Origin of the sequence: Leuconostoc sp. LN180020 (assembly GCF_014844115.1) — a bacterium.
Classification (GTDB): domain Bacteria; phylum Bacillota; class Bacilli; order Lactobacillales; family Lactobacillaceae; genus Leuconostoc; species Leuconostoc citreum.
On the sequence record NZ_CP039736.1, the window covers coordinates 638684 to 664649 of the forward strand.

General features: G+C 39.2%; 25 protein-coding genes. 18 read left to right on the forward strand and 7 right to left on the reverse strand.

All coding sequences use genetic code 11. The annotated features are described in order from the left end of the window. Positions 1–13: 13 nt before the first annotated feature. A complete protein-coding gene (locus FAZ25_RS03330) occupies positions 14–835 on the forward strand; it encodes an alpha/beta fold hydrolase (protein WP_048801650.1) in 822 nt (273 codons plus the stop codon). Between the two features lie 56 nt (positions 836–891). On the opposite strand, the gene FAZ25_RS03335 is transcribed toward FAZ25_RS03330, so the two are convergent. Then, positions 892–1557: a TrkA family potassium uptake protein gene (locus tag FAZ25_RS03335; protein WP_004902135.1), complete on the reverse strand. Its 666-nt coding sequence runs from the start codon at positions 1555–1557 to the stop codon at positions 892–894. 18 nt (positions 1558–1575) lie between these two features. After that, complete coding sequence (locus FAZ25_RS03340) at positions 1576–2979, reverse strand: TrkH family potassium uptake protein (RefSeq protein WP_004902134.1); 1404 nt, start codon at positions 2977–2979, stop codon at positions 1576–1578. A 159-nt stretch (positions 2980–3138) separates the two neighbouring features. Here FAZ25_RS03340 and FAZ25_RS03345 point away from each other — a divergent pair, with 159 nt between their 5' ends. Continuing rightward, entirely contained in the window at positions 3139–3432 is a 294-nt protein-coding gene (locus FAZ25_RS03345) for a bacteriocin immunity protein (protein ID WP_040190684.1), read from the forward strand. A 106-nt stretch (positions 3433–3538) separates the two neighbouring features. Here the strand turns inward: FAZ25_RS03345 and FAZ25_RS03350 are convergent, their stop codons facing one another. Next, entirely contained in the window at positions 3539–4699 is a 1161-nt protein-coding gene (locus FAZ25_RS03350; RefSeq protein WP_048801651.1) for a CdaR family transcriptional regulator, read from the reverse strand. A gap of 123 nt (positions 4700–4822) precedes the next feature. Between FAZ25_RS03350 and arcA the strand changes: the two genes are divergently transcribed. The 9 genes from arcA (at position 4823) to FAZ25_RS03395 (ending at position 15101) form a co-directional block, all read left to right on the forward strand. After that, complete coding sequence (gene arcA, locus FAZ25_RS03355) at positions 4823–6061, forward strand: arginine deiminase (protein ID WP_004905048.1); 1239 nt, start codon at positions 4823–4825, stop codon at positions 6059–6061. A 33-nt stretch (positions 6062–6094) separates the two neighbouring features. Next, positions 6095–7141, forward strand: coding sequence for an ornithine carbamoyltransferase (argF, locus tag FAZ25_RS03360; protein ID WP_004905047.1), 1047 nt, complete (start codon positions 6095–6097; stop codon positions 7139–7141). 4 nt (positions 7142–7145) lie between these two features. Further along, positions 7146–8582 (forward strand): basic amino acid/polyamine antiporter, encoded by a 1437-nt coding sequence (locus FAZ25_RS03365; RefSeq protein ID WP_040190680.1) that lies wholly within the window; start codon positions 7146–7148, stop codon positions 8580–8582. 24 nt (positions 8583–8606) lie between these two features. Next, positions 8607–9560: a carbamate kinase gene (gene arcC, locus FAZ25_RS03370; protein ID WP_100665091.1), complete on the forward strand. Its 954-nt coding sequence runs from the start codon at positions 8607–8609 to the stop codon at positions 9558–9560. Then, a complete protein-coding gene (locus tag FAZ25_RS09615) occupies positions 9557–9841 on the forward strand; it encodes a hypothetical protein (RefSeq protein ID WP_227005679.1) in 285 nt (94 codons plus the stop codon). Before arcC ends, FAZ25_RS09615 begins: the two co-directional genes overlap by 4 nt. A gap of 201 nt (positions 9842–10042) precedes the next feature. After that, positions 10043–11599 carry an ABC transporter ATP-binding protein gene (locus FAZ25_RS03380; protein ID WP_004902128.1) on the forward strand — a complete coding sequence of 519 codons (1557 nt, stop codon included), beginning with the start codon at positions 10043–10045 and terminating at the stop codon, positions 11597–11599. Further along, positions 11599–12735, forward strand: a complete 1137-nt coding sequence (locus FAZ25_RS03385; RefSeq protein WP_004902126.1) for an ABC transporter permease — start codon at positions 11599–11601, stop codon at positions 12733–12735. The genes FAZ25_RS03380 and FAZ25_RS03385 overlap by 1 nt, the downstream gene beginning before the upstream one ends. A gap of 2 nt (positions 12736–12737) precedes the next feature. Next, complete coding sequence (locus FAZ25_RS03390) at positions 12738–13694, forward strand: ABC transporter permease (RefSeq protein WP_004902123.1); 957 nt, start codon at positions 12738–12740, stop codon at positions 13692–13694. A gap of 183 nt (positions 13695–13877) precedes the next feature. Then, complete coding sequence (locus FAZ25_RS03395; protein ID WP_004905038.1) at positions 13878–15101, forward strand: NupC/NupG family nucleoside CNT transporter; 1224 nt, start codon at positions 13878–13880, stop codon at positions 15099–15101. A 93-nt stretch (positions 15102–15194) separates the two neighbouring features. Here FAZ25_RS03395 and FAZ25_RS03400 read toward each other — a convergent pair whose 3' ends face one another. After that, entirely contained in the window at positions 15195–16109 is a 915-nt protein-coding gene (locus FAZ25_RS03400; protein ID WP_100665089.1) for an L-lactate dehydrogenase, read from the reverse strand. A 241-nt stretch (positions 16110–16350) separates the two neighbouring features. Between FAZ25_RS03400 and FAZ25_RS03405 the strand changes: the two genes are divergently transcribed. Next, positions 16351–17688, forward strand: a complete 1338-nt coding sequence (locus FAZ25_RS03405) for an amino acid permease (RefSeq protein WP_040190676.1) — start codon at positions 16351–16353, stop codon at positions 17686–17688. Between the two features lie 73 nt (positions 17689–17761). On the opposite strand, the gene FAZ25_RS03410 is transcribed toward FAZ25_RS03405, so the two are convergent. From FAZ25_RS03410 to trpX, 3 genes are read right to left on the reverse strand one after another with little or no spacing between them, the layout of a single operon-like run. Then, positions 17762–18517 carry an ABC transporter ATP-binding protein gene (locus FAZ25_RS03410; protein WP_004905034.1) on the reverse strand — a complete coding sequence of 252 codons (756 nt, stop codon included), beginning with the start codon at positions 18515–18517 and terminating at the stop codon, positions 17762–17764. Beyond that, positions 18510–19409 (reverse strand): ABC transporter permease, encoded by a 900-nt coding sequence (locus FAZ25_RS03415; protein WP_024047494.1) that lies wholly within the window; start codon positions 19407–19409, stop codon positions 18510–18512. Before FAZ25_RS03415 ends, FAZ25_RS03410 begins: the two co-directional genes overlap by 8 nt. Next, a complete protein-coding gene (trpX, locus tag FAZ25_RS03420) occupies positions 19406–20410 on the reverse strand; it encodes a tryptophan ABC transporter substrate-binding protein (RefSeq protein ID WP_048801653.1) in 1005 nt (334 codons plus the stop codon). Before trpX ends, FAZ25_RS03415 begins: the two co-directional genes overlap by 4 nt. A 467-nt stretch (positions 20411–20877) precedes the next feature. Between trpX and FAZ25_RS03425 the strand changes: the two genes are divergently transcribed. The 6 genes from FAZ25_RS03425 (at position 20878) to FAZ25_RS03450 (ending at position 25960) form a co-directional block, all read left to right on the forward strand. Further along, complete coding sequence (locus tag FAZ25_RS03425; RefSeq protein WP_004902107.1) at positions 20878–21078, forward strand: hypothetical protein; 201 nt, start codon at positions 20878–20880, stop codon at positions 21076–21078. Positions 21079–21313: 235 nt separating this feature from the next. After that, positions 21314–22162 carry an NADPH-dependent FMN reductase gene (locus tag FAZ25_RS03430; RefSeq protein WP_048801654.1) on the forward strand — a complete coding sequence of 283 codons (849 nt, stop codon included), beginning with the start codon at positions 21314–21316 and terminating at the stop codon, positions 22160–22162. Beyond that, on the forward strand, positions 22159–23136 hold the full coding sequence (locus tag FAZ25_RS03435) for an FAD:protein FMN transferase (RefSeq protein WP_040190675.1): 978 nt from the start codon (positions 22159–22161) through the stop codon (positions 23134–23136). The genes FAZ25_RS03430 and FAZ25_RS03435 overlap by 4 nt, the downstream gene beginning before the upstream one ends. After that, entirely contained in the window at positions 23111–23581 is a 471-nt protein-coding gene (locus FAZ25_RS03440; RefSeq protein ID WP_004905022.1) for a PAS domain-containing protein, read from the forward strand. The genes FAZ25_RS03435 and FAZ25_RS03440 overlap by 26 nt, the downstream gene beginning before the upstream one ends. A 77-nt stretch (positions 23582–23658) precedes the next feature. Beyond that, positions 23659–24543 carry a LysR family transcriptional regulator gene (locus FAZ25_RS03445; protein ID WP_004902099.1) on the forward strand — a complete coding sequence of 295 codons (885 nt, stop codon included), beginning with the start codon at positions 23659–23661 and terminating at the stop codon, positions 24541–24543. Between the two features lie 25 nt (positions 24544–24568). Continuing rightward, the gene (locus FAZ25_RS03450) at positions 24569–25960 is read left to right on the forward strand and encodes a class II fumarate hydratase (protein WP_004905019.1); all 1392 of its coding nucleotides are present in this window, start codon (positions 24569–24571) and stop codon (positions 25958–25960) included. The last annotated feature ends 6 nt before the right edge of the window (positions 25961–25966 follow it).

Below are 25966 nucleotides of genomic sequence, written 5' to 3' on the forward strand. Positions count from 1 at the left end.
TAAGAGGTGATGTATGGGTCGAAAAAAAATAGTGATAGTTGGACTGATTTTCCTTGTGATTGTAGCAGCAATTGCTGGCTTTTTACGCTTTAACATGACAGGTCAGCGTGGCACGCAAACGGTTATTTTATTACATGGGTATGGCAGTAGTTCAAATGCCACAACAAAATTAGCTAAAGCGATACAAAAACAAACAGCCGTACAAAAACGTTTGCAGGTTAATGTCACGAAAGATGATAATTTTAATGTTGCGGTATCCTCTAAAGCCGCTATTTATCAAATGAACTTTAGCAATACAGAGATTACGGAAGAACGAGAAGTGGCTGTTTTAGAGAAACTACTAAAGCAGATCAAACAAAAAGGTATTAACCACGTATCTCTCGTTGGACATTCGATGGGAGCTAATGTTGCATTATATACGTCCTTGAATCATGATTACCGCACAACATCTATATATCCGAAAATTGATAAGTTAGTAGCTATTGCAGCGCCTTTTAATTCAGGCATTACCGCAGCAGGCTTTGATCGTCAATTTGATAATAATACGATTGATTCTAAAACAAAACAGCCTAAGCTTCAGGACGAAAACTATCGTTTCTTTTATCAACACCGTCAAAATATGAATCCAGATATGCAAATTCTTAATGTGATGGGCGATGTGGGTGACAATAGTGATGGGGTTGTGACTAACTTTAGTTCACAAGCGCTTGGCTTCTTTGTAAAAAAAGATCAGAATTATAATATGTGGGTAGTTAAAGGTAAGAAAGTGCAACATAGCCAAGTCAGAACAAATGATACAGTTGTTCGGCAAATTGCAAAATTTATACAAAATTAAGCATTATTAAAAGCCCTAAGTTGATTTGTCAACTTAGGGCTTTTAATAATCTGTGGTTATGCGCGGTTTGTCATCTGATCAAAATCGTCAACCATGTCTTTGGGACCGACGACAGATAAAATATCGCGGTCGTGGAGCTGATATTGTGCGCTAGGCGCAACGACCACCTCACCATCATGTCGCACAGCAATAATATTAAGGCCAAATTTTTTACGAATATTGAGCTCAGCTAACGTTTTGCCAGTGAAACTTGGGTTCACAATCTGTACTTCGGCCATCGAATAATCATCTGACAATTCGATAAAGTTAAGCATGTTAGGCGCTAATAATTTACGAGCAATTCTTTCACCCATTTCTCGTTCTGGTTGTACGACAACATCAGCACCTATTTTAGTCAAGACACGTAAATGTGTCTTGTTTTCAGCTTTAGCAATCACATTTTTGGCCCCAAGATCCTTGGCATTAATCGTAGCTAAAATACTGGCTTGCATATTATGACCGATAGCAATTATGACATGATCAAAGCTGGCAATATCTAATTTGCGTAAGACATCATCTTCTTGTGCATCTGCAATAACAACTTGTGTTGCAATATCGCGATAGTCATTGACGTGTTCTTCGCTGACATCAATTCCTAATACATCTTGTCCGTTAGCAACTAGTGTTTCGAGTAAAGCACCGCCAAAACGACCTAACCCGATAATAGCATAAGTTTGTCGCATAATAAGTCCTTTCTATGATTAACCAATAATGACAGATTCTTCTGGGTAGCGGTAAGGGGCATGCTCACCATGAACGTTCAAAACAGAGAACATGACTGTGTAGACACCAACACGCCCAATAAACATGGTCAACATAATGACACATTGACCAAAGTCAGTGAGGTGTGGTGTCAAACCAAGGGTAAGACCAGCAGTTGCAAAAGCGCTAATAACTTCAAAAATAACATATTCCAATCCAAATCTCGAATCAGTACCTTGTGTTAGCATAAGTAAAAAGGACAAAATAGCCAAGAATACAAGTGATACAAAAACTAACAGTAGTGAACGTGTAATATTTTCATCAGTGAGTCGACGATGTGCAAAAGTCACGTCTTTTTTACCACGTAAGGCAGCGTGTGTTTTAAGTAATAAAACGCCAAGCGTTGTGGTTTTAATGCCGCCAGCTGTTGAGCCAGGGGTGCCACCAACATACATTAACATCATTGTCAATAAAATGGTTGCTGGGGTCATCTGACTAAAACTAAATTGTGAAAAACCAGCTGTACGATAAGATATTGACATGAATAGCGTATTAACGATTCGGTTAATGGGTGATAATGTCTGTGCCAGAGCTAAGTTGCTTTCAGTCAACTCAAAGAGCAACCAACCACCAATAATTAATAAGCCAGTCATCATTAGTGCTAGTTTTGAATGAAGACTGAGTTTGTGTTTGTGATGATAGAGTAACAAATCACGCCAAACTAGAAAGCCAAGCGAACCGGCAATAATTAGTAAGGCAATAATAAGCAGGACAAAGGGCCTATTCGCATAGGCGATGCTACCGGCAGGTAATATCGTAAAACCAGCATTGCCGAAAGCTGAAATGGCATGAAAAATAGCGTAAAACAAGCCGCGCTTTAAGCCGAAATCCTGAATGAAGAACGGCGCTAATAAGATAGCACCAACAATTTGAATGATAACTGACAGTTTGATAACATAACCAAAAACAACACGTGTATCGTAAAGACTTTCCAAACTATACACTTCTTGCACCATCATTTTATTACGTAAATCCATTTGTCGCCGCGTGGCAGTAAATAATAATACCGAAAAAGACATGAATCCAAGGGCACCGACTTCAATTAAGAACATGATGACAGTTTGCCCAAATACAGTCCAATGGGTGGCTGTGTCAACGACCGTTAGACCAGTTACAGAAGCTGCGGAAGTTGCCGTAAAGAGCGCATCCATAAAGGAATGGTGCATATTGCCATAGTGGCTAATTGGCATCATCAACAATAACGCACCAATAGTAATAACAGATAGGAAGCCAAGCGTCAAACGTTGCGGCATTGAAATGTGTGTCCAAAAGGTGTGCTTACGTGATTGATTATGAAATTTTTTCATCTCCGCAGCAGATGGTAATTCGATTTTTCGTGACATGACTCTATTATAATATACTGTTGAACCTTTTTTGTTATTATCATCAAAATTGTTTTGCTCAGAGGGTTAGCAAATAGCTATCAGCAAAATAATTGACAGACGTTTGTTACTTGTGCTGTAATAAGTCGTGAGAGCAAAACATACCATACTGGAGGAGTTATGCAAAAAGATGAATTATGGCAATTACTAAGTCATGCTTATGCAGATGATGAGGTAAAGCAAGACGAGTCATTACAGCAGATTATTTTTCAATCAGCAAAGGAATTAGATAAAATAACAGATTACCAATTAATTTGTATGAAATTAAATCAAGCGCTATCAACTTATTTGCTGACAAATCATTTAAAAGCGCCTAAGTGTATTGAGCAACTGTTAGTCAAGACTGCAAAATATGCGGAGAAATATCGCGGTGCAGCGAATCAAAGTATTTTACTGGGCAATTTATTTCAATAGAGATAGCAGCTGCACACATAAAAATAAATTAACAATAGAAAAAGTACGCAATAACAAATCGTTGTTATTGCGTACTTTTTGATTAATTAAGATGTTCAGGTTGGTGTTACGCCTCAGTATAGTTATTAGAAATTAATAAGTTATCAGCAATATTGATTGCTGGTGCAAGACCAGTACATTTGTATTGCAAAAAGCCAATATAAAAGAGCGTGCGGTCATCGTAGTTTTGCAAATCTAAGCCAAAGGTTGCGCTGATTGTATTGAGTCTGAAAACCAATGTATTTCTGTGAATATGGAGTAAATCAGCAGTTTGTTTGATACGACCATTATTTTGAAAGAAACGCCAAAATGTCTCAAGTAAGGTGTGATTTTCGGGTGTCTGATCAAACTGGAATAATTCGTTTACCAAATTGTCTACCTTGATATTTGAATTAATAATTGGTAAAAATTTTTCAACAACACTGAATTCATTTTTATTGATGGCATAAAGTTTCTCCTTCAAAAAAATGACGGTTAAAGCCTGATGAAAATTTGTTAAATAGTTTGTGGAAAGCGTTGAAATACCAAGATACATGGATGAACTGATATGACGAAGCATATATTGATATGTTTTGTCGGTTTGAAATAAGACAATCAAAATAAATGGGGTTAATCGCAGTGTACGTGCCACAGTAAACTGCGATAAATTAATCAAATCACGGCTAAATCCTGTCGATGAGAAAATTGCGGCAACATATCCAGGTTGATCTAAATGAAAACCAAAGTAGGCGGCCTCAGTTAGTAAAAATGGATTTGTCGAACCATTAGCGACGATGAGTTCTCGAACAAAAGTGTTGGCTCGCTGACTGGTCGAATTATCATTTGTCAATGGAAAACGGTAGTTGCTATTAAGATACATAATAGTCAGTGTATAAATGAGTTTGGCTTGTTTAGACAATATATCATTTGGTCCCTGAATAATGAGATAACCAAATGTATTTAAATATTCGTGTAGGCGAAAAATATAAATATTTTTGGTTGTTAAAGAAATATTAGCATTTACCCTATCTATTAAATTACGAATTATTTTTGAACGTAACATACTTGTCTGGTCGGCATTAGTGGCAAGTATGTCACCAGATTTATCGGCAATAGTCAACACTAAGTTGTCATCATAAAAGTGCTGATTAATCAGCTCTTGAGCAGATCTCTTTGATATATTCATTGTTAATTTCACCACGAATTGGTCCTTGTGCATTTGCACAATCAACTTTGTTTCATTACCCATATTATACACTTTACATTAACGTTACACTGTACTTGTGATTAAGTTAGTTAGATGACGTCGTAACACTTAACCGCTTTCATCCACATATATATTGATTGCGTAATAACAAAGGAGAAATTCATTATGACTGGAAAAGCAATTCAGGTCAATTCTGAAATTGGTCGTCTTAAAACGGTCTTAGTAAAGCGACCTGGACCCGAAGTCGAAAATATTACACCCGATAGTATGGAAAGATTGTTATTTGATGACATTCCTTTCCTAAAAATTGCTCAGCAAGAACATGATTATTTTACTGATGTACTGAGAAAGCATGGCGCAAAAGTACTCTACATTGATCAACTAGCATCAGAAACTTTAGCTTTATCAGGTGATATCCGTAACAAATTTATTGAAACTTTTTTAGACGAAGCTGGCTATGACTTAGGGACGACTCACGATACGTTAAAAGAATATCTCATGAGTTTTGATGTCCCAGAAATGGTTGAGAAGCTCTATGCTGGTGTCCGACGCAATGAGTTCGCATTTAGTAATGATTCGTTGCATGATTTGGCTGGGCGTGATGCGGCTAACCCATTTTTGTTAGATCCACTACCTAATGCCTACTTTACACGCGATCCACAGGCTTCAATTGGTAACGGCATTACCATTAATCACATGACCTACAAAGCACGTCAACCAGAATCACTATTTACAGAATATGTGATGAAATATCATCCCAGTTTTGCTGGTAAAGTTGACATTTGGCGTGATAGAGATTACCTAACTAGAATTGAGGGCGGTGATGAACTCGTACTCAACGACCATGTTTTAGCTATTGGTGTATCACAACGAACAAGTTCAAAGTCGATTGAAGGATTGGCTAAGGAATTATTCGCTAATCCAAATGCTAAATTCGATACTGTTGTTGCAATTGAAATCCCACATAATCATGCCATGATGCATTTAGATACGGTTTTTACAATGGTAAACAAAGCGCAATTTACAGTTTTCCCAGGCATTATGGATGATGAAGGCAAAATGAATATTTTCGTATTGCATCCGGGTCAAAATGGGCGAATTATTCTGGAACATCATACAAATCTCGAAGAGACAATCAAAGAGGTATTAAATTTAAAGGAATTAGACTTAATTCTAACAGGAAACGATGATCCAATTATTTCACCGCGCGAGCAGTGGAATGATGGGTCAAACACGCTCACGATTGCGCCAGGAGAAGTTGTTACATACAACAGAAATTATGTTTCAAATCAGTTATTGCGGGAACATGGCATCTTAGTACATGAAGTTATTTCGAGTGAGTTATCGCGAGGTCGTGGTGGTCCACGTTGTATGAGTCAGCCACTGTGGCGAGATGATTTGTAGGATAGAGTATGACAAATTGAAAGGGAAAAAATAATGGTAGCAAATAATATTAACTCAGTGTTCCAAGGACGATCACTACTTGCAGAAAAAGATTTTAAACCTGAAGAAATTCAATATTTTATTGATTTTGGCTTACATTTGAAGACCCTGAAAAAAAAGGGCATCCCGCATCGCTATTTAGAAGGGAAAAATATTGCTTTGTTGTTTGAAAAAACGTCAACTAGGACAAGGTCGGCATTTACAACAGCGACAATTGATTTAGGTGCGCATCCAGAATACCTAGGTGTTAATGATATCCAACTTGGTAAAAAAGAGTCAGTTGAGGACACCGCCATCGTATTAGGTAGCATGTTTGATGGTATTGAATTCCGTGGCTTTAAGCAGAGTACAGTTGCGGGACTGGCTAAGCATTCAGGTGTGCCCGTGTGGAATGGTTTGACAGATGAATGGCATCCAACACAAATGATTGCTGATTTTATGACCATCAAAGAAAATTTTGGTCATCTTAAAGGCCTAACGCTGACATTTGTAGGTGATGGCCGTAATAACATGGCTAATTCATTATTAGTTACAGGTTCGATGCTCGGTGTAAATATTCATATTGTTGCGCCAAAGTCACTTCATCCAGCGCAAGAAATTATTGATATTGCGCAAGAATTTGCTTCTCACAGCGGCGCAAAATTTATGATTACCGATGACATTAAGCAAGGCGTGCAGGGATCAAATGTTATTTATACTGATGTTTGGGTGTCCATGGGAGAGAGTAACTGGGAAGAACGTGTTAAATTACTGACACCATATCAAGTTAATATGAACATGCTGAAATTAGCTGGGATGCCAGAAAATCAGTTAATCTTCATGCATTGCTTACCAGCATTTCATGATACGAATACAGATTATGGTGAGGAAATCAAAGCAAAGTATGGTATTTCCGAAATGGAAGTTACTGATGAAGTATTTCGTAGTCAGTATGCTCGCCAATGGGATGAAGCAGAAAATCGTATGCATGCCATCAAAGCAATTATGGCAGCAACCTTAGGTAATTTGTTTATACCAGACTTGCCTGATATGGAAGGATAATATTATGGAAAATGCAAATAAAAATCATGGGATATCACTATTTGCATTAATTGCGATGGTTGTTAGTAGTGCAATTGGTGCTGGGGTGTTTAATTTACCAACAACGCTTGCTGCTGCTGCAACACCAGGTGTGACCCTAATAGCATGGGGAATAACAGCAATTGGGATTCTGGCGTTAGCACTTAGCCTGAAAAATTTGGTTCTTAATAAGCCTGAATTAAATGGTATTTCTGACTACGCCAGGGCAGGCTTCGGTGAATTTGCAGGCTTTCTATCCGGATGGGGTTATTGGTTATCAGCCTGGTTGGGCAATATTGCTTTTGCCACAATGATGATGAGTGCAGTAGGCTATTTCTTTCCTACCTTTAAATCTGGGAACTCTTTGTCAGCAGTTATCGTATCTTCAATCATATCGTGGCTATTAACTATATTTGTTGTGCGCGGAGTTGAGTCGGCCGCGGCAATTAATGCGATAGTGACGGTTTGTAAGTTAGTTCCCCTAGCAGCATTTGGCTTAATGGCAATTATTAGCTTCAAATTTGGTGTATTTACGCAGCACTTTTGGTCTAATTTTATGACGAATGCACAAGGAATGATTTCATATAGTGATATGACTGCCGGTGGGATTTTGGCACAAATTAAAGGCTGTTTGATGGCGATGATGTGGGTGTTTGTCGGCATAGAGGGGGCTGCGATGCTAGCTAAAAGAGCAAAAAAACAGTCGGATGCCGGAAAAGCAACAGTCATTGGTCTTGTTACATTATTAATTGTCTACGTTGTGCTAACGATGTTACCGTATGGTTATCTTTCACAGGAACAACTACTAAAAGTTAAAAGTCCAGGTATCTTGTATTTGTTTGAGTCAATGACAGGTACTTTAGGTGGTGCCTTTATCAGTATTGGCATGATTATTACGATATTTGGTGCATGGTTAAGTTGGACAATTTTGCCAGCTGAAGCAACGAGTCAATTAGCCGAGCAACGATTGTTGCCACAATGGTTTGGTACTTTAAATCAACATGGTGCGCCATCACATTCACTTTGGATGACACAGATATTTATTCAGATTTTCTTGATTTCAACAATATTTGCAAAAGAGGCCTATACGTTTTCCTATTCGCTTTGCACGTCAGCCATTGTTGTTTGTTACACATTAGTTGGGGCATACCAACTTAAGTTAGGATGGCAGACGGGCAATAAAAAATGGGCTATTTCTGGTTTTGTTGCATTGCTATTTCAAGTGACTGCCTTAGTATTAGCTGGATTATCTTATCTTTGGCTCTGTTCAATCGTCTATGCCATTGGCCTAATATTTTATTACTATGGCCGCCGAGAAAACGGTTTTAGATTTTCAAAACTGGAATGGACACTAACTGGTGTCATCATAATCATCGCGTTAACTGCTTTAGGTGCGCTTTTGACAGGACATGTATCGGTATAACGACATAAGAAAGGAAATTACTTTATGATGAAGAAAATTGTTGTTGCATTAGGTGGAAATGCTATTTTAACAGACGATCCATCAGCACAGGGGCAAGGTAAAGCATTAGAAAAGACAGCAAAACAGCTCATCGAATTCGTTAAAAAAGGTTATCAAGTAGTCATTACTCATGGTAATGGTCCGCAAGTAGGCAATTTATTATTACAGCAAGAGGGGGGTGCTAGTGATCATAATCCAGCTATGCCTTTAGACACGGTAGGTTCTATGACACAAGGTGAAATTGGCCTTTGGTTGGCCAATGCTCTGAATATGGAATTAATACGCGCTGGTTTTGACAAAAAAAGAGTAGCAACGATTATGACAAGAACGCTTGTTGATAAAGACGATCCGGCATTTAAAAGTCCTTCAAAACCAATTGGTCCATTTTATACGGCGCAAGAAGCAGAAAAAATCAAGCCTAAAAACCCAACATGGACTTTAGTCGAAGATTCAGGGAGAGGCTACCGCCGAGTAGTTGCTTCACCGAGACCAATTGATATTCTAGAAAGCAAGGAAATTGAACACCTTGTCAGTCAAGACACTATTTTAGTGGCAGGTGGTGGTGGTGGTGTACCGGTGATTAAAGTCGACGGCTTCTATATTGGTAGTGAGGCTGTTATAGATAAGGACTTTACATCTGAGAAAATTGCAGAATTAATTAACGCAGATGAGTTGATCATTTTGACTGCAGTTAATAATGTTGCGATTAATTTTGGTCAAGAAAATCAACAGCCACTACATCGTGTAACTGTTTCTGAAGTCAAAAAATATATTGCAGATAATCAATTTGCTAAAGGATCAATGTTACCAAAGGTATTAGCCAGTGTTGATTTTGTTGAGCACACAGGGCATGAAGCAATCATTACTGGATTGGACAACATTCATGAACTTCTTAAAAATGGTGCAGGGACACATATTGTTGCGGACGTTGACAAATGATAGTAAATCAAAATGACAATCAAAATGACAATCAAAATGATGACTACTTCATATTGCTGGAGTCAATTAAAGACTATGTATTGGCGGTGCAACGCGTAAAATTCATGGTATTAGTGCGGACGAGTAACTATGCGGGTAGTATCGTTGCTGCACATATCGATGAACTGAATATTCCAGAAATTGTCAGTACGTTAGCTGGCATCAATAATATTATGATTATTTGTCAATCTGACAGCGATGCTGATATTGTTTTGCAAGCATTTAAGGCTATATCTGAATAACCAGAACGACAAATGATTTACAAATAACCACTTTGCCATAATTAAAGCATCAGGTAAATTAATTGAAATAATTGAGACCCAACAATCATGATATAATACTCTTTGAAGAAAAATCCCACGAACAGATTCTGTCCGGGGTTTTTTTAAAAATATAATCAGAAAGTGGAAACGTATGCCTCGGCATACGCTCTGAGAAGATAAATGACCGAATCAACACCAGTCATTGAGATGCGTCATATCGTCAAAAAGTTTGGCGATTTCGCAGCCAATGATGACATTAATTTACAAGTCCAACAAGGTGAAATTCACGCGTTACTTGGTGAGAACGGTGCCGGAAAATCAACCTTGATGAACATTTTAACAGGGTTATTGCAACCAACATCTGGCGAAATCATAATCAATGGGCAACCAGTGACGGTTGACTCACCCTCAAAGTCCGACGCACTGGGCATTGGTATGGTACATCAGCATTTTATGCTAATTGATGCTTTTACTGTGACGGAGAATATTATACTAGGTTCCGAAGTGACCAAAGGGTTATCTTTAGACACAAAATCGGCAGCCAAAAAGATTAAAGCGCTGTCGGAAAAGTATGGCTTGCAAGTAGACCCTTATGCTAAAATAGCCGATATTTCCGTAGGGCAGCAACAACGTGTTGAAATTTTGAAAACATTGTACCGTGGCGCTGATATTTTGATTTTTGATGAACCAACAGCCGTTTTGACACCGCAAGAAATTGATGAATTGATTACCATTCTGCATAATCTTGCTAAAGAAGGGAAGTCAATCGTCTTGATTACCCATAAGCTCGATGAAATTCGTGCAGCAGCAGACACGGTGACAGTTATTCGTGCAGGCCAATCGATAAAAACTTTTCCAGTTGCTGGGGTGTCTTCTCAAGAATTAGCCGATTTGATGGTTGGTCGTGAAGTTAGCTTTAAAACGGAAAAAGCAGCAGCTAAAACCGGTGCTACTGTCTTAAAAATGGCTGATCTTGAGGTGCATGACGCTCGCGGTGTTACGGCTGTAAAAGATTTTTCACTTGAGGTTAAGTCAGGCGAAATTGTTGGTATTGCTGGTATTGACGGCAATGGCCAGACAGAGTTGATTCAAGCTATCACTGGTCTGACAAAAGTACAAGCGGGTCATGTTTTGCTTCAAGGTAAAGAAGTTACTAACAAACGACCAAGGCAGATAACAGAAGCCGGTGTCGGTCATATACCAGAAGATCGGTTACGATTTGGTATGGAGGTTGATATGACATTGTCAGAAAACCTTGCTTTACAGACATACTATAAGGCGCCATTGTCGAAAAATGGTGTCTTACAAACTGATGAAATGGATAAACTTGCCAATAAATTAGTTGAGGAGTTTGACGTCCGTGCAGCCGGCATTCAAGTGACGGCAGGATCAATGTCTGGTGGGAATCAACAAAAGGCAGTTATTGCCCGTGAGTTAAACCGCGATAATGAGCTTATCATTGCTGCACAACCAACGCGTGGATTGGATGTTGGTGCGATTGAATACATTCACCAACGGTTAATAGCTCAGCGTAATGCAGGTAAAGCGGTGCTGGTCGTCAGTTTTGAATTAGATGAAATTTTGAATTTGTCAGACCGCATTGCTGTCATTAATGCAGGTAAAATTGTTGGTATAGTTGACGCTAAAGATACAAATAAACAAGAATTAGGTTTGCTGATGACTGGGATGAGTTTATCTGACGCCCGAGCAGCCCTGAAAGAAGAGGTGGACGCCTAATGGCAGCACAAAAAAATTCATTTTCTGTTGCACTATTTTCAGTGCTCTTTGGTTTGATTATTGGCGCCGTAATTATGCTGATATTCGGTTATAATCCAATTTCAGGTTATACAGCACTATTGGGTTCAGCGTTTGGATCAACACAAGATATTGGTAGTGTGTTGACTCAAATGACCCCCTTGATTTTAACAGCATTGGGTTTTACTGTTGCACAGACAGCAGGGTTCTTTAACATCGGTTTATCTGGTCAGGCATTAGCTGGATGGGTTGGGGCTGTATGGTATGCACTGAGTTTCCCTAATATGCCAGTTTACTTGATGTTACCTAGCGCATTAATTATTGGTGCTGGTTTAGGCGCATTGGCTGGTGCGATACCTGGTTGGTTACGGGCACAATTTGGTGCGAGTGAAGTAATTGTCACAATTATGATGAATTACATCTTGTTGTTCCTTGGCAATAATATCTTACAAAATACAATGTCAAAAGGGATTAAAGTGTCTGCAGAAACAACAAAGCAAGTGGGGGCTAATGCCTCTTTGCAAATGAAATGGTTGACCGATTTGACTCAAGGTTCAAGTATATCGGCAGGGATTTTCATCTCCGTATTTATGATTTTTGTTGTTTGGTTTGTCATGAAAAAAACAACGCTTGGTTTTGAGATTCGTGCGGTTGGATTGAATAGTGATGCTGCCAAGTATGCGGGGATGTCTGCCAAGCGTAATGCTGTGATTGCTATGGCCATTTCAGGTGGTTTAGCTGGTTTAGCTGGCACAATTGAAGGATTAGGTAATTATCTTAACTTCTTTACGCAAAATGGTTCACCATCTATTGGTTTTGATGGTATGGCTGTTGCCCTACTTGGTGGTGGTTCATATCTTGGCGTATTAGCTGCTGCAGCCATTTTTTCTGTCTTAAAAATCGGTGGCTTGGGGATGCCGATGTCTTCCGGTGTACCATTTGAGCTGGTTGACATTGTAACCGCCTCAATTATTTTCTTTGTTGGGGCAAGCTATTTAATCAAACTCATTCAGAAGCGAGTGAAAGCCATGGATGATAAGGCAGCGCGCGCATCTCAGGATAAAAAAGCGGTGAAGGCCGCTGCTGACAGTAATAAAAATTCGAAAGGCGGTGAATAAAAATGTCATTAATGGCGATGTTATCACTCGTAATTTCTAGTACATTGGTTTATTCAGCACCGCTGATTTTTACGTCCATTGGTGGGACATTTTCGGAACGCGGTGGTGTGGTCAATGTTGGGTTAGAAGGTATCATGGGCATGGGTGCTTTTGCATCAATCGTCTTTAACCTAACATTTGCGAATACATTTGGTGCGGCCACGCCATGGTTAGGGTTAGTTGCTGGGGCTTTTGTTGGGGTTATCTTTTCACTCTTACACGCCGTTGCAACAGTGACATTACGTGCGGATCATATTATTTCTGGTACGGTAATTAATCTGATGGCACCAGCCCTAGGGGTTTTCTTGATCAAGGTGCTTTACGGAAAAGGACAAACAGCACCAATTTCACAAGATTTTGGTTATGCATCAGTCCCAGGACTGTCTCACATTCCAATCCTCGGTCAGTTGTTCTTTGCTAAAACATCAGGACCAGCATGGCTCGCGATTTTTGTTGCCATTTTATCGTGGTATATTATTTTTAAAACAAAATTTGGCTTGCGTCTCCGGTCTGTCGGAGAAAATCCACAAGCGGCTGATACGCTAGGTTTAAATGTTGCCAAGCTAAGATATTCAGGCGTGATGATTTCGGGCTTGTTGGGTGGTATTGGTGGTGCCGTTGTAGCACAATCAATTTCACTTAATTACTCAGCCAGCACGATTGTTGGCCAAGGGTTTATGGCGATGGCGGCTATGATTTTTGGCCGCTGGAACCCGCTTGGCGCGCTTGGTGCATCATTATTCTTTGGTTTATCACAATCACTAGCCGTCGTAGGCGCGCAATTACCTGGATTAAAGTCTGTTCCATCAATTTGGTTACAAATCGCACCTTATGTCTTTACAATTATCGTGCTGGCATTCTTCTTTGGCAAAACTAGAGCACCAAAAGCCGATGGTGTGAATTATATAAAGGCCGCATAGTGCCAAAAAAATCACCTTAAACTGTTTAAGGTGATTTTTATAACTATTAAATTTTAATATAGGTGAAAGAAAGCGCTCACAAAGGGTGTTAAGCTTGATATAATAGAAAGAGATTGAACGATTCGTGGTACATCTTGTTTTGCATTTATACTGGATGATTGATCCAACCTTGAGGTGAATAAAATGTTAATAGTCATTAATGCAATAAGTATTCCAGTCTTTATCGGTATTGCTTACTTATTTTCAAACAATAAAAAACAAATTCAATGGCGCTCAGTAGCAATTGTGCTAGTTTTAGAGCTCTTGTTAGCTTGGTTCTTTACACAATTCAAAGCAGGACAAGCTGCAGTCCAAGGGGCTGCAGATGGCTTTAATTGGCTCGTATCTGTTGCATCAAAAGGGATTGCTTTTGCGTTACCTGATTGGCTAACAGCTAATCATGGTGGCCCTAATTTCGTTACCTCAGCGCTGTTACCCATCTTGCTTGTGGTACCGTTGTTTGATATTTTAACTTATATTGGTGTATTACCTTGGCTGATTAAATGGATTGGTAAGGGATTGGCTTTTATCACTGGACAGCCCAAGTTTGAAGCATTTTTCTCGATTGAAATGATGTTTTTAGGCAATACAGAAGTTTTAGCTGTCTCAAAAGCGCAATTAGATAGTATGCCAGCGCGTCGTAACTTCACGCTAGCGATGATGTCGATGAGTTGTGTGACATCTGCTATCATTGGCTCTTATACGCAAATGGTACCAGGGAAATATGTACTAACAGCTATTCCGTTAAACATACTTGGGGCAATCATTATTTCAGCTATTCTCAATCCGACAAAAATTGCACCTGAAGATGACGTGATTGTTAGTGTTGGCGCAAAAGATGGCAAGAAAGAGCCTTTCTTTTCATTTTTGGGGGATTCTATCCTTGGCGCAGGAAAGTTGATTCTAATTATTACTGCTACGGTGATTGCTTTCGTATCACTTGCTGCTTTAATTAACCAACTATTTAGTCTAACAGGTCAGCATTGGTTAACACTAGAAAATATTTTCGGTGTTGTCATGTTTCCATTTGCTTGGTTACTCGGTTTTAATCCACATGAAGCGTTCCAGATTGCGCAATACATGGGCACTAAGTTAGTTACAAATGAGTTTGTTGTCATGGGAGAAGTATCTAAATCAATTATGGCTGGAAAAGGTCTATTTAGTAACGAACATGCTCGAATCGTATTGACAGTATTCCTCACTAGTTTCGCTAATTTTGGCACGTTAGGCATGATTATTGGTGCTTTCAAGGGTCTCGTCGACAAGGACAAAAACGATTATATTAGCGCGAGAGTACCTTATATGTTACTTTCTGGTATTCTGGTATCACTTGTTTCTGCAGCAGCAGCAGGCTTGTTTGTCTGGTAAACACAATCATCGATATTTGAAACATAAAAACACCAAGTTGTATCATAACAACGTGGTGTTTTTTTTGTTTCTTAATATCTTATTCGTATCAACTTATAGATAAGCTGCTGTTTTTTCGGCAATAGCGTTAGCAGATTGCTGTAATGCGCGTTGTTCATCAGCAGTTAAAGTGAGTTCAAAATTAGCAACAACGCCTGAACGACCGATAATGGCAGGGGTAGAAATATAGCCCGCAAAACGTGCATCGTAATGTGACACAATAGCCTCGTTATGAGTATCTGATAAGACAAGTTGCGCCAATGAAACGGCAGCATGGGCAATAGCAAAATTAGTATATTTTTTACCAGAAAAGACGGTAAAACCGCCAACACGCGCATCGTTAGCAACAGCATCTAAGTCAAGATGATAATTGGTTACTAACTCATCAGCTTTTTGACCAAGCACGCGTACAGTTGACCAAGCAGCGAACTGCGAGTCACCATGTTCGCCCAACATGTAACCTTGTATACTACGTGGATCAACATTTAAAGCATCACCGAGTGAGCGTTTTAAGCGCGCAGTATCTAAGTAAGTGCCGGTGCCAAAGACCTGATTGGCAGGTAACCCAGTAACTTGTTGATAGATACCGGTAATGACATCGACAGGATTTGAAATGACAATCAGCACGCCATTGAATCCAGCACGATGTAATGCTTGTCCGACTTGTTGCACTTCGGGCGTATTAGCACGCAACTCGGTAAACCGGTCACCGCCTGGTTCAATGAGGTCAATATGACCTAATGCTGAAATCACTACATCGGCATCAGCTAGGTCAGCTGGGGTGCCTGAAGCAATATGGACGTGGTGAGGTAAGAGACTAGCTGCATCACGAAAATCTAATACTTCAGAGTCGCGCTTAGCAGTGTTTTTATCCACGAGAATTAATTCGTCAGCTAGGCCTTGACTAATAATAAGATGAGCCACAGTAGAACCGACATGACCAATACCGACAATGCCTATTTTTCGCATAAAACTTCTCCATTAATTTTATATGTGTTATTGATTAAATTATACACATATTAATAACGAATGAAAATACAAAAAGCAGAAATATAGGTTTCACGTGAAACACCAGTATTCTTATTATAAAACCAAAGCCGATAATATCATGAATAATATTCATCTATACGTGAAAAAGATTAGTTTTCTTTATGAGTCATAATGAACTAAGATATAAAGTATATGTTATTTAAGGGGAAAGCAATTCATTATGCAACAAGAACATAAGTTAGCGCGTACCTTATCTGGTCGCCATATCAATATGATTGCACTTGGCGGTACAATTGGCACAGGATTATTTTTAGGTGCTGGTGACTCGATTCAAAAAGCAGGACCAGCCATTGTCTTGGTATACATTATTACTGGTCTATTTGTCTTCGCGATGATGCGCGCATTGGGTGAGTTGTTATTATCAGACCATGATCAAACAACATTTATTGGTTTTATTAAGTCATACTTAGGTCCACGCGCAGGATTTGTTATGGGGTGGACATACTGGATTGGTTGGATAATTATTGCCATGGCCGAACTCACAGCAATCGGTAAATACATGCAATTCTGGTTGCCAACAACACCTGCTTGGCTTTGGGAACTCATTTTTCTTGGGTTACTGTATACAATGAATATTATTGCTGTCAAAGCATTCGGCGAAACCGAATTTTGGTTTGCATTAATTAAAATTGTTGCTATTATTGCTATGATTGTAATAGGCATTGTGATGGTAGTATTTCATGTACGTACTAGCGCCGGCGTCACGCAATTATCTACCTTGTGGTCTCATGGTTTGATTGCTAATCATGGTCATAATCTGTTAGCCGCCTTTCAAATGGCGTTCTTCGCTTTCCTAGGTGTTGAGTTTGTTGGTATTGCAGCTTCTGAAACCCAGAATCCGATTCAGACAATTCCAAGATCGATTAATGCTATTATTATGCGCATTTTAATTTTTTATGTTGGTGCATTGTTAGCTATTATGTTAATTCAACCATGGACAAATTATAGTGCCAATCAGTCACCATTTGTGCAGGTTTTTTCCAAGATAGGTATTCCAGCAGCTGCCGGTATCATTAATTTTGTGATTTTGACAGCAGCAGCTTCATCTCTAAATAGTGCTTTGTTCACGACGGGGCGTATGATTTTCTCCTTATCACCAAAGACAAGTCGTTTTGCTAAGCTTAATAAACACTATATCCCGATGAATGGGATAACATTATCGGCTGGTTTAGTGGCAACTGCAATTGTTTTAAATTACATTTTTCCAAAAGATGCTTTCAGTCTGGTCACATCAACAGCCTCAGCGACATTTATCGTTATTTATATCGCATTAATGGTGACACATGTTAAATACCGTCAATCTAAAAATTATCAACAGAGCGATAAGCATTTCAAAATGCCATTTGCACCGTATTTAAATTATTTGACTATTCTTTTCATGCTGATGATTTTTGGGATTCTGCTTTTCTCATCCGCAACGATGATTACCACACTTCTGGCAATTAGCTGGTTTATCGTGTTGGCGGTCATTAGTGTTGTTAAATATAAAAAAGTTTAAATCTATTTTTTATTAGTGGCATCAAAAAAACGCCTTTTACGGCGTTTTTTTGATTTTGTTAAGACGTTGTACATTAAGCCATAAAATATTTTAAGATTTGTGTGTCATCTAATGCTGCTTTGTCACTGTCTCTGACATCTAACACAATTTTACCAGCATTAAGTATGATTAGCCGATTGCCATATTTTAAGGCATCAGCTAAGTTATGAGTAATCATCAAGGCAGTTAATTTATTTTTGGTCACTTGTTCATTGGTTGCTAACATCAGTTGTTCTGAAGTTTTTGGGTCTAATGCAGCGGTATGTTCATCTAAAAGTAACAATTCTGGTTTCACACGTGTAGCCATCAAAAAGCTTAAGGCTTGGCGTTGACCACCAGAAAGGTTACCTGTAGCAGTCTGCAGTCTTGTGTCAAGATTGTTCCCCATGACTTTGGTGATGTTAGCATATTCGGTTAACTTTTCCTTGGTTAAGCCACGACTGTGTAATGTCCGTTTTTTGCCACGTTTTTCAGCCAATAATAGGTTTTCAGCAACTGTCATGCGTGGTGCTGTTCCCATTTTTGGGTCTTGAAAAACCCGCGCAATATAATCAGTACGTGATACTGCGCTGTCATTGGCAATGTTTTTATCGTGATGCTTTAACACGCCAGAGGCAATTTTAAGATTGCCCGCAATCGTGTTGAACAACGTAGACTTACCTGCACCGTTTGTACCCAGCACTGTTATAAAATCGCCGTCAAAGATATCGAAGTTTAAGTTGTCAAGTATTCGCACATTATCACCGACAGTGACAGTAATGTTTTGAAGTGAAAAAACTGGTTTACTCATGTGGGGCAACTCCTTTTTTAATCAATGAATCGAGCTTTAGTGCATGGCGTAGTCGCGGTAACATCATAGCAATTGCTAAGACAATGGCTGAAATTAAGTTCAAATCATTGGTTGAAAAGCCGAGCTGTAAGACCGCCAATAATACCAGACGATATAAAATAGAACCAACAATTACTGCTACCAAGCGCTCATTTAGGGATAATTCACCGAAAACGACTTCACCGATTATAATCGATGCCAGTGCGATGACAATAATACCAATACCCATATTAATGTCGGCATAGCCATTATTTTGGGCAATGACAGCACCACCAAAAGCAATTAAGCCATTGGATAGCATCAACCCCATAATAGTCATACGATCCGTTTTAATCCCAATTGATTGTGCCATCGTTGCGTTGTCTCCAGTAGCAATAAATGCTTGACCAAGATCTGTTTGTAAGAAAAAAATTAAAGCTAACGTAATAATGGTAATGATGATGAAGCCAACAAAAACCGCATCAAAATATTTTGGTAAATGTTGTAAGAAATTGGCGGAGAAGATTGATTTTTGATTCAGGAGTGAGATATTAGCTGAACCCATGATTCTCAAATTAATTGATAATGCCGCTGTCATGACTAAAATACCTGCTAGCAGGATGGGAATACGTCCCTTTGTGTAAAGTAGTCCCGTAATTAAGCCAGCGCCAGCGCCGACCAGAAAAGCTGCTATTGTTGCGAGGTAAGGATTAATGCCATGTGCAATCATTGCTACAGTTGTGGCAGCTCCCAACGGAAATGAACCCTCAACGGTCATATCTGGGAAATCTAAAATTCTAAAAGTCAGGAACAAGGCTACGCCTAAAACAGCCCATAGTAACCCTTGTCCAATGCTTGATACAATCATACTCATTTGATTACTTCTCCTTTGGATTCTGCTGCTTTGACCATACTTTCAGGTAATTGAATGCCTAAGCGTTGTGCTTGCTTTAAGTTGACGACCATATCACCCTGTGTGATTGTCTTAACTGGATAAGTGGCCGTTTCTTTGCCTTTTAGGACTTTAGCTGCCATGATACCAGCTTGGTAACCGATATTATATTGACTAACCGACATTGTTGCAACACCGCCATCTTTGACCATAGTATCTACAGCGGGAATGACTGGAATTTTATTTTTATTCGTAATGTTAATTAATGTTTTCATAGCACTTGCAACACCATTATCTTGTGGTGCGTAGATAACATCAACTTGACTTGCCATTGTTTCTGCAACTTGTTGCATGTCATTAGTTGTTGAAATGGTATAGAGTTTGGCATCGTAGCCAGCCGCCTCAGCTAGCTTAGCCATATTCTTAGCGTTATACTCGCCGCCATGGTCAGAAGTTGTGTAAATGATACCAAGCTTTTTTGCATGAGGAACAACTTGCTTAATTACGGCAAGGTGCTGTTCAAGTGGCGAATCGCCTGAAGTACCGGTAATGTTGCCACCAGGTTTTTGTGCTGATTTGACTAATCCAGAACCAGCAGGGTCAGTTATTCCAGCTAAGATAACAGGATTATTGCCATTAGCTGTTTTTGCTAAGGAGAGTGCGGCCGGGGTAGCGATACCAATGGTTAAGTCGGCATTTTCATTCGTAAATTGTTGTGACATTGTTTTGAGGTTTGCTTGATTCGCTTGCGCATTTTGATAATCAATTTTGATCTTGTTTTTGGTATAACCTTGTGATTTTAAGCCTGCAATAATACCACGATGGATTTCATCTAATGCTGGATGTGTAACAAGTTGTAAAATACCAACTGTGGGGACATAGTTTTTCTTTTTTGTCACAGCGGTGGGGTTATTAGTCATCACAAAGGCGACGGCCAGAAAAGCGACAATGATGGCAATAACAGACATCAAACGTTTATTCATAATAAATCTCCAAATTCTTTGTCAAATAAAATAGACCTTAGGCGGCCATACAAGGCTTTCCCAAGGTCAAAAGAAAAGTCTGTACGGCATATTTCCATACAGACTCAGTGCGTTACAAAATACGTCGGTATGGATAAAACAAATGTTTTAAACATCAGCTTTATCCGTTACCGTAAAGCTGACTTACCGACGCCACCAGGCGTTGTTCAATTGTGCAAACGCATTTTTCATTATTGTTCTCCGAGTTGTTATGCAATAAGAATACTAAGAATTTGATGAGTTGTCAATAGGACAATTCAAATTACTTACTACATATAGGGGTCTCTTTAACAACAATGATTGTTGCCATAAGATTTTTTGTGCAACAAAACGTTACTAGACATCTTAAAAATGCACTGGTCATTGGTAGATTAAGCGCAGCATTTTTGCTATGATAATCTAGACGGTTTAGTTGTAAGGGGGATGACATGAACCATATTTTCGATGTTGTTAGGCGTGGTGAGCGATTGCACTGGTTGCTCATTGTTGTTTTTTCTACGTTATTTATCTTATTGGTATTAGGTGATGCGGGCGTCATTGTCAAAGTATCTGTGGTTGATTATTACTTCAATACAATAATGGTTTTATTTTTTGTGATAATAGGTTGGTTATCATCACGAAAGAAATAAGGTACTTAAAAAGTAACTACGTTAATGTAGTTACTTTTTTTGACGGTTAATTTATTAGTTTAACTTATAATTTAAAAATTATCAGGTATAGGGTCTCTTAGATTCAGTGACACCAATGTGTCAACCACTTGTGAATAAATTAATAAACTTTGACTTAATTCAATGACCAGGGTTTAATAAAGTTACAGATAACAATGTGAAAAGATAAACTAATTAAAATTTTGAGGATAGATAAATGAACTTTGTTGCTATTGTAGGAACCAACGCACGCAAATCATATAATCGTAAGTTATTGTGGTTCATGAAAAAGCATTTTAGCACACAGGCTAATATTGAGATTGTCGAAATTGCTGACTTACCTCTGTTTAGCGAAGATGATGACGTGCCGCTACGTATTGTCGAAATTGCGCATCTTATTGCATCGTCTGACGGGGTCATTATATCGACGCCTGAATATGATCATTCAATTACAGCTGCATTAAAGTCATTTATTGAATGGATGAGCTACGGTGAAACACATCCGTTTACAAATAAGCCGGTTATGCTGGTTGGTGCGTCACTAGGCCGGCAAGGGACGAATAACGCACAAGAACACTTACGTCAGATTATGGATGCACCAGGGATTGACGCTTTAGTGTTACCAGGAAATCAGTTTTTAGTTGGGCCTGCTGCTGAAAATATTGATACAGCACGTGACGAACTAACCGATGCGACAACAGTGCGTTTTTTGGATAGCATCTTCCAAAATTTCGTGACGTTTGCGAAACTGTTGCGGCCAATGTGTGGTGATGGCAGTGATAGTGAGAATTGCCAAACGCTTCCAAAATCGGATAGTGTCTGTTCAGTGAATTTGGGTTACCAATCATTTGAACATGTGTTAAACGATTCGCCATATGATAATGATACTGTCCCAAGCAAAATTATTTCACCAGATCAGAATACTCAAGTTATTGAGCAAGGTGATGGTTGGTGGATTGAACAGAGTGATTTGTTACATGAAAATATTGTTGATAATGTCGTGACCAATGAAGTAGTGGCACCAGCTGTGACAGCCGACGCAACGACAGGAGCATCAATGTTTTGATTAAAATTGAAAAATCTTGGCGTGCCATGGGAACAACAAATCGATTGACGCTATTTGGCACAGCCGACGAACGGGCTATTGATGACGCAATTCATTTTGTCAATGATTATGAAAAAATATTAACGGTAAATCGTCCACAATCAACGATTATGGCAATTAATCAAGCGGCTGGGCAGAAACCTGTAACGGTATCGGCAACAGTGTATCAATTGATTAAACGTGCTGTCTATGAAAGTAATCAGCATTTTGGCTTCAATGTTGCGATTGGCCCGCTGGTTAAATTATGGCATATCGGCTTTTCAGATGCACAGGTACCGTCGCACACCGCTATTGAGCATGCACGCCGGCAAATCAGGAGTGACGATATTATGTTAGATGATGATAAGCTCAGTGTATATTTACCACAAAAAGGTATGTCTTTAGACTTAGGTGCAATTGCTAAAGGTTATATTGCTGATAGACTACAAGATTATTGGCGCGCTCAAGGGCATATTGCTGGAATCATTAATTTTGGTGGTAATGTCGTCCTAATGAACGACGCACCAAACCATGTTTCTGGTCGTTGGAGGATTGGCATACGCAACCCATTAGTACAACATGGCGACACAATTGCACTCATTGAAACCAAAGCAATGTCAGTTGTAACCAGTGGCGTTGCTGAGCGTCATCTAGTGTCTAATGGGCATGTATACCATCATATTATTGACCCTGAAACGGGCTATCCTCACGATAATGACTTAGCTAGTGTGACAGTATTATCACCGAAATCAATTGATGGCGAAATTGAGACAACACGATTGTTTTTTAATGATGGGCCACCCGATAATAGTGATTATCCTTTTGGTGCCATCTTTATATATCGCGATCAGTCAATTAAGTTAATTAATATACAATCATCTGATTTTCACATCATTAATCAATCATTTTACATTAGGGAGACAATGACTTATGGTAGGTCAAATAGCACCAAATAAGCACAACAAGACAGTTGATACACAGGCAATAATTAATTTACCGACGGGGAGTCTGTCATTAAATGCACTCTATCAAGTATTGAATATATTACCTTTTGAAGTGACTTTTGCCGATGAAAATGATTTTATTGCCTACTATTCTGATAATCCTCAGCGCGTTAATAGCAGGACAGTCGATTTATTAGGGCAGCCATTTTTATCATTATTTAACCAAGATGAACAGGAAGCAATCTCACAAATACTACGTGATTTGCACCAAGGTGCTGCTGACCACTATGAACAATGGTTTCCACAAAATAAGCAAACGATTTATAATAATTTCTATGCTGTGCGCGATGAGGATGGGACATTTTTAGGGACACTGCAATTCACCGGGGACATCACGCGCATACAAGGATTACGCGGTATTAGAACTGTTTTTAATGCTGGTAAATCTGATCGATAGCAGTTAGGGGGGCATGTAAGCGGTGATGAAAATGTGTTATACTTTGTGAACAAGATAATTTGTGGAGGTACAACACTTTGTTGCTCAATGATTTAGATTACTTTGTAACGTTAGCCGAAGAGGGCACGTTTACAGGGGCATCTCATAAAAAATTTGTATCACAGCCATCAATCACCAATGCATTACACCGTTTGGAAAAAGAGCTAGGGGAAACGCTTATTATTCGACAACGTGGCACGCGTTCAGTCAGTTTAACACCAGCTGGAGAAATATTAATTAAGCATAGCAAACAGATTTTGCGAGAAACAGAAATCATTAAAAGTGATATTACCAACCAACGCAAAATTTGGCTTGGTGTACCGCCGATTATTGGTGCAACTATCTTTCCACAAATCATGCGAGACTTAAGTGATAGAGAAATTGATAGTTTTCATATGGTAGAGAGTGGGTCAAGCAATATGTATGATTTGCTTGATAATGACAAGGTAGATATGGGTTTTGTGGGGAGCCTAACCCCTGAACATAGTCAGCGTTATTATAGTCATTACATCACCAAGAGCCCGTATGTTGTGGTATTACCAAAAGGACACCCATTAGCTAATCAACCGTTTTTAACATTTGAGGATTTACGAGGGGAACGGTTCATTTCTGTTGGGGAAGAATTTACGCAACACCAGGTACTAGTCGATCAACTCATGGCCAGTAATATGACAACAGAATTGCGTAATACGTATATAACCAATGAGCTTATGACTGAACAAGGTCTCATTGCCGCAGGCAATGGTGTTGGTATTATGGTGCAATTAGCTGTTATCGGACGGAACGATGTTGCAATAGTGCCATTGAAAGATCCAATTAATTTTTATATTTATTTAATTCAAAAACGTGATCATCAATTGTCAGATTTTGAAGATCAAATTAAGCAGAAAATGGTTGAAGTTATCCAAAAAATAGACTTCTAAGATAATCAAGGAGAATAGATTAATTATGTCACAAGAATATCGTATTGAAACAGATGCTATTGGTGAAGTGAAGGTGCCACTGGATGCTGCATGGATGGCACAAACACAACGCTCTTTACAAAATTTTCCAACTGGTGCACGCATGCCGTTGGCTATTATTCGTGCGCTATTGAACATTAAGCGTGCAGCGGCACTAGCTAACCAAGCTAACGGTTCATTGGATTCAGAACGCGCTAATGCCATTGTCACAACAATTGATAGTTTGTTGACACTAGGGGATGTGGACTTACGTAAAGACTTTCCTTTGTCAGTTTACCAAACAGGCTCTGGGACACAGACAAATATGAACACCAACGAAGTTGTGGCGCATTTGGCTAGCCAACAAGGGGTTGCTGTGCTACCAAATGATCATGTCAATATGGGACAATCATCAAATGATATTTTTCCAACCGCAATGCATATTGTTGCTGTCGCTGCTGTCAACCAGGTTGAAATAGCTATTACGCATTTAATTGATGAATTACGTGTCAAGCAAGTAGCATTTTGGGATGTGATTAAGGTAGGTCGGACACACTTACAAGATGCAACGCCTTTAACTTTTGGACAAGAGTTATCAGGATACATTGCCGCACTGAAGCATAATTTAGACAATATAGCTGCTATAAGACCACAATTGTATGAATTAGCCATGGGTGGCACAGCTGTTGGTACAGGTCTTAATGCCAATACAGCCTTGGGCGCTAAAATTGCTGAAATCATTTCGGATGTTTATGGTTTCCCATTTACAGGGGACAGTAACAAATTTTATGGTTTAGCCAACCATACGGCACTGAATACAATGCATGGGGCCTTGAAGTCTTTAGCAGCGGACTTGATGAAAATAGGTAATGACATACGTTTCTTGGCTTCTGGGCCACGTGGTGGGTACGGTGAATTAAAGATTCCAGCAAATGAACCAGGGTCTTCAATTATGCCAGGTAAAGTGAATCCAACGCAAGTTGAAGCACTGACCATGGCTGCAGTACGTGTCTTTGGAAATGATACGACAATTACAATGGCGTCAAGTCAAGGTAATTTTGAGTTGAATGTCTTTAAGCCGGTTATGATTGACGCTTTCTTAGAGTCAACTGACTTGCTGGCGGGGACAATGACTGGTTTTGCTGACCGTTTGGTGCGAGGCTTAGAAGTTAATCCAGATCGTATGCGTGAATTGCTTGATAATTCTTTGATGACAGTAACAGCCTTGTCACCTCATATTGGCTATCATGCAGCTGCCGAAATTGCGCAATCTGCTGACAAAAATGGCACAACGTTAAAAGTGGCGGCGTTAGCATCGGGTGAAATAACTGAAGCGCAATATGATGAGTGGATGGACTTTATGGCGATGACGAACCTTGAACGTTCGCATAAGGAGTGAGATGTA